We start from the raw sequence: 1245 nt of genomic DNA, 5'->3' as shown, positions 1-1245 counted from the left end.
TTCATATTATACAGTTCCGAAATTTGTCGAACATTCCCGGTTTTCATTCACGCATGATTTTGTCTATCATTTTCCGGTTGGCTTTCACCACGTCCTCCGTGTCGATGGAGGAAAGATAGATTTGTGTGGTCTTCAGGTTTTCGTGGCCCAGCCCCTTGCTGATGACGGACAGGCTGGTGCCCATGTCACGCATCGCGCTGGCCCAGGTATGCCTCCCCGTATATGTCGTCAGGGATGTACGCAATCCGGCCATCGCGCCGATTTTCTTCAGGTAGTAGTTCACCTTATGCTCCATTCGCTCGTACTGCCGCCGTTCCGTGCCGTCCGTTTTAGTGATAATGGGTAAGAGATACGGACTGCCTTTCGCCAGGTGGATGTAGTTGTCCACAATGTCCTGCATAACGGATTCCCAACCGACGGTCAGCTCCTGTCCGGTCTTCTTGCGGCTGTAGTGCAGCTGCCCGTTTCGGATGTCGTCTTTCTTCAAATAGGCAAGGTCCACAAACGAGATGCCCTGCAGATAAACGCTCAGCATGAACAGGTCACGTGCGAAAGCGATGACGGAGTCCTCGGGCAGACGGAGCAGCCTGATGGCACGCAGTGAACTTAACGGTATGGCTCGTTTGGCGGTCTTGGCGAACCCTGTGAACACGTGGCGGAAAATGTTTTTGTCGGTTGTTAATCCTGCCTCGACGGCCTTGCGGTAGAGGGTGCGCAAGGTGCGCAGGTAGCACGACGAGGAGTTGCGCTTCACGCCCCGTCCTTTCAGCAGTTTTCCTCCATGGGGTTTTCCTCCATGCCGTAGTGGAGGATTGACAAAATAGGCAGAAGATTTGATGCATGCGCAAAGCAAGTTAGGACATGAAGTTGTTGCATTATATCCGAGTGGAATATCTAGGCTCGCGTCATCAACCAACAGTTGAAAGAACTGGAAAGTACGGCATGATTGGCGAAGACTATCTATCCCAGACTTCTACCCCATGTGGAATATTCCATTACGGAAGACGGGCGAAGCCTTATACCCATTGTCCGGATGCTGGAACAATGGGAAAATGGCTTCCGCCCGAAGATGATACGGATATTGAAAGAAGAAGGTGACAAATTTTAATCTTGTACACTTATTCGTGTATCTTCTAAGAAGCTGTTTTGAATTTATCGTGCGATGATTTGGGATGAGTTTTTGAGGCATTTTCGCTTCTGTGATGAGGAAGATAGCGGGCTATCTGACGAAGAACAGAAGCGGAA

General features: G+C 50.1%; 2 protein-coding genes. One reads left to right on the top strand and one right to left on the bottom strand.

All coding sequences use genetic code 11. From position 1 onward, the window contains the following. Nucleotides 1-43: 43 nt before the first annotated feature. Nucleotides 44-853: a tyrosine-type recombinase/integrase gene (locus B5F71_RS19445; protein ID WP_241148669.1), complete on the bottom strand. Its 810-nt coding sequence runs from the start codon at nt 851-853 to the stop codon at nt 44-46. A gap of 93 nt (nt 854-946) precedes the next feature. On the opposite strand from B5F71_RS19445, the gene B5F71_RS19440 reads away from it, so the two are divergent. Next, complete coding sequence (locus B5F71_RS19440; RefSeq protein WP_241148668.1) at nt 947-1108, top strand: winged helix-turn-helix transcriptional regulator; 162 nt, start codon at nt 947-949, stop codon at nt 1106-1108. The last annotated feature ends 137 nt before the right edge of the window (nt 1109-1245 follow it).

It is taken from the genome of Bacteroides sp. An269, from assembly GCF_002159755.1.
GTDB classification, from domain to species: Bacteria; Bacteroidota; Bacteroidia; order Bacteroidales; family Bacteroidaceae; genus Phocaeicola; species Phocaeicola intestinalis.
Note: the sequence above shows the minus strand (reverse complement) of the source record. Positions and strands in the feature narration are given on the sequence as shown.